The sequence below is a fragment of the Glaciecola sp. HTCC2999 genome (assembly GCF_000155775.1).
Classification (GTDB): domain Bacteria; phylum Pseudomonadota; class Gammaproteobacteria; order Enterobacterales; family Alteromonadaceae; genus Opacimonas.
In genome coordinates this window covers 402,929-406,412 of the sequence record NZ_DS989812.1, presented here as the reverse complement: position 1 = coordinate 406,412, position 3,484 = coordinate 402,929, and the positions used below count along the sequence as shown (strand labels likewise).

The window sequence follows — 3,484 nt, the reverse complement described above, 5'->3', positions numbered from 1 at the left end:
GAGCTTCATCCCATGGGCGAGAAGCTTGTTGAGGATGTCGTTGTGGTAGATAACGCCCGTGCAGAACCAAAACATGCCATCGCTAACGGAGTAATTGTTGACTCAGCACCACCCGCTACCATTGCATCAGCATCGCCGTAAGCGATAGTACGCGCAGCAATACCGATATTATGAACCCCTGTTGTACATGCGGTAACAACATTCAGGTTGGGCCCTTTTAAGCCTCGCATAATTGATAAAAAACCCGATACCATATTTGTAATAGTTGATGGTACAAAGAAAGGAGAAACTCGACGAGGACCACTTTTAAGTAATTTAACATGGTTCTCTTCAATAAGAGGCAAACCACCTATACCTGAACCTATTGCAATACCTACTCTTGAAGCAGTGGCCTCATTGACTGGATAGTTTGCATCGTCTAGTGCTTGGATCCCTGCAGCAATACCTAGTTGAATAAAACGATCCATTTTTTTGGTTTCTTTTTTATCAATATATTCAGTGGGATCGAAGTCAGTTGCTTCACCAGCAAAACGGGTGCTGTAATCAGTAGCATCAAAATGAGTGATTGGCCCAATACCTGATTGACCATCTAAAATATTTGACCATGATGTATCAACATCATTGCCTAAAGGGGTAATTAAGCCAAGTCCAGTAACTACAACTCTTCTTTTAGCCATGGGATTCTCCATTTTATTGTGCTCATAAAAAACGGCCCATAAAGAGCCGTTTTTTCAAACATTTAAAAATTACGCGTCGTTGTTTGCGTTGACGTAGTCAATTGCAGATTGGACAGTCGTGATTTTTTCAGCTTCTTCATCTGGAATCTCAGTATCGAACTCGTCTTCTAGAGCCATTACTAATTCAACAGTGTCCAAAGAGTCAGCGCCTAAATCATCAACAAATGATGCTTCTGATTTTACTTCTTCTTCTTTCACGCCTAATTGTTCAATGATGATTTTTTTTACGCGTTCTTCGATGTTACTCATGTTGTATATTCCCTTAATTGACTTGGAAAAAATTTCGCTAGTTTATTTTGCATTGCCCCTTTATGCAAGAAACAAATGACTTTTACACCGTGGTCAAACCACAATCTGTACAAAATTTAGGCAAATACGGTGATTTACACAGTATTTGAGTTTAAATATGATTTTTATCGCTTTCATATACCACAATATACGGTGTATTTATCAGCAATGGAGATTACCCCATATACATGCCACCGTTGACATTAATAGTCTCACCTGTGATATATGCCGCCACATCACTGGCTAAAAACGCTACTGTGCCGGCTATTTCTTCAGGCTGACCTAAACGATTCGCTGGGACATCTTTAAAGATGGCCTCTTTTTGTTCATCGCTCAATACTTTAGTCATATCCGTATCAATAAAACCTGGGGCAACGACATTAACCGTAATACCACGTGATGCAACTTCTCGGGCCATTGATTTAGAAAATCCAATAACACCCGCTTTTGCTGCCGCGTAGTTAGCTTGACCTGGGTTGCCGGTCAACCCAACAACAGAACCAATGTTTATAATACGACCAAAACGTTTTTTCATCATGCCACGTAAAACCGCTTTTGATAACGTAAAAATAGAGGTTAAGTTAGTTTGGATAATGGCGTTCCACTCATCATCTTTCATACGCATTAATAAATTATCACGAGTAATACCAGCATTGTTGACTAACACTTCAACTGGACCATATTCTGTAGTGATTTCTGCGATAAGATTATCAATGCTACCTTCGGCGGTCACGTTCAACACTTTGCCAACACCATTGTCACCAAGATACTCACTGATAGCCGCTGCGCCACTTTCACTTGTGGCAGTTCCGATCACAAAGCTGTTCTCGCTAACCAAAGCTAAGGCACATGCTTTACCAATACCACGAGATGCGCCCGTAACAAGGATGATTTTTTTATCTGACATGCTTAATTCTCTTTAATTCTAATTTAATATTGTACTAAGTGTTCGGGTTGATTCACGCTGTGCGTTGCTAACCCTTTATCAATACGTTTGATTAATCCAGCTAATACTTTTCCTGGACCGATTTCTAATACTGTGTCGACCTGATGTGCGGCGAATGCTTGCACACTCTCAGTCCAGCGGACCGGGCAAGATAACTGACGCACAAGCGCATCTTTAATCGCAGCGCCATCGTGTTCAATACTGACATCAACATTATTAATAAATGCCACTTTAGGTGCATTGAAGGTAACAGATTCCATTAACTCAGCTAATTGCGCTGCAGCAGGTAACATTAACTCACAATGAGATGGTACTGACACGGATAATGGTAATGCACGTTTTGCCCCCGCCTCTTTACAAGCAGCTGCCGCTTTTTCAGCTGCAGATGCAGTACCAGCAATGACGACTTGACCTGGTGAATTGAAATTGACGGCTGATACAATCTCGCCTGTTTCAGACTGGGCATTGGCACAAGCGTCAATAATCTTATCATCAGCTAAACCAATAATCGCATACATTGCCCCTTCACCTGGTTTAACTGCGCTTTGCATAAACTCACCACGTGCTTTGACCAGCTTTACACCGTCGGCTAATGACAAAACACCACTACAAACTAATGCAGAATATTCACCTAAACTGTGACCAGCCATTAACGCTGGTGTAAAAGGAGCCGCATTTTGTAACGCGCGATATACTGCAACGCTAGCAGTTAATAGCGCAGGCTGAGTAATATGTGTTTGGTTTAATATTTCATCAGGATCATTGGCAACAACATCCCACAAATCATAACCTAACGCAGCAGATGCTTCTGCAAATGTGTCTTGAATGACAGGGGTATGTGTAGCAAGTTCTGAAAGCATACCGACACTTTGAGAGCCTTGACCTGGAAAGACACAGGCGATTGTTGATTGACTCATCTAAATTCCTTATCCAATTATATATTGATAGTTAGTAACGAACGAGCGCAGATGCCCATGCAAAACCACCACCAAATGCTTCTAATAATAAATGTTGACCGCGTTTAATGCGTCCATCTTTAACTGCTGCGTCTAAGGCTGTAGGCACTGTAGCAGCAGAAGTATTGCCGTGATGTTCGAGTGTCATGACCACTTGGTCTAATGACATATTCAATTTTTTCGCTGTTGCTTTGATAATTCTGAAGTTTGCCTGATGAGGAACTAACCAATCCAGCTCAGATTTATCCATATTATTTGCCGCAAGCGTTTCTTCTACAACTTCACTCAGCTTTGTGACTGCAACTTTAAAGACTTCATTGCCTCGCATTGAACCCCAATTTTGATGCACGGATGCTTCATCACCGCGTGTTGGATTACCTACATACAATAAATCTGAGTAAGATCCTGCCGCATGGATATGTGTCGATAAAATACCAGGCTCTTCACTGGCTTCAATGATAGTTGCTCCAGCGCCATCACCAAACAAAATGACCATAGAACGATCTGCAGGATCGATTAAACGAGACAAACAATCTGTGCCAATTACTAATATGCGT

Annotated in this window: 4 protein-coding genes and 1 pseudogene; all 5 read right to left on the bottom strand. The window is 41.5% G+C overall.

What is annotated here, in order from left to right; all coding sequences use genetic code 11:
• A pseudogene (locus tag G2999_RS13720) lies at positions 1-677 on the bottom strand (beta-ketoacyl synthase N-terminal-like domain-containing protein); the annotation flags it as partial.
• Positions 678-746: 69 nt separating this feature from the next.
• Positions 747-986 (bottom strand): acyl carrier protein, encoded by a 240-nt coding sequence (gene acpP / locus G2999_RS08115; RefSeq protein WP_010180546.1) that lies wholly within the window; start codon positions 984-986, stop codon positions 747-749.
• Between the two features lie 214 nt (positions 987-1,200).
• A complete protein-coding gene (gene fabG, locus G2999_RS08105) occupies positions 1,201-1,932 on the bottom strand; it encodes a 3-oxoacyl-ACP reductase FabG (protein ID WP_010180545.1) in 732 nt (243 codons plus the stop codon).
• 23 nt (positions 1,933-1,955) lie between these two features.
• Positions 1,956-2,888: an ACP S-malonyltransferase gene (gene fabD / locus G2999_RS08100; protein WP_010180544.1), complete on the bottom strand. Its 933-nt coding sequence runs from the start codon at positions 2,886-2,888 to the stop codon at positions 1,956-1,958.
• 31 nt (positions 2,889-2,919) lie between these two features.
• Positions 2,920-3,484: 3-oxoacyl-[acyl-carrier-protein] synthase III C-terminal domain-containing protein (locus tag G2999_RS13715; protein WP_010180542.1), on the bottom strand; the 565-nt coding region annotated here is incomplete at its 5' end.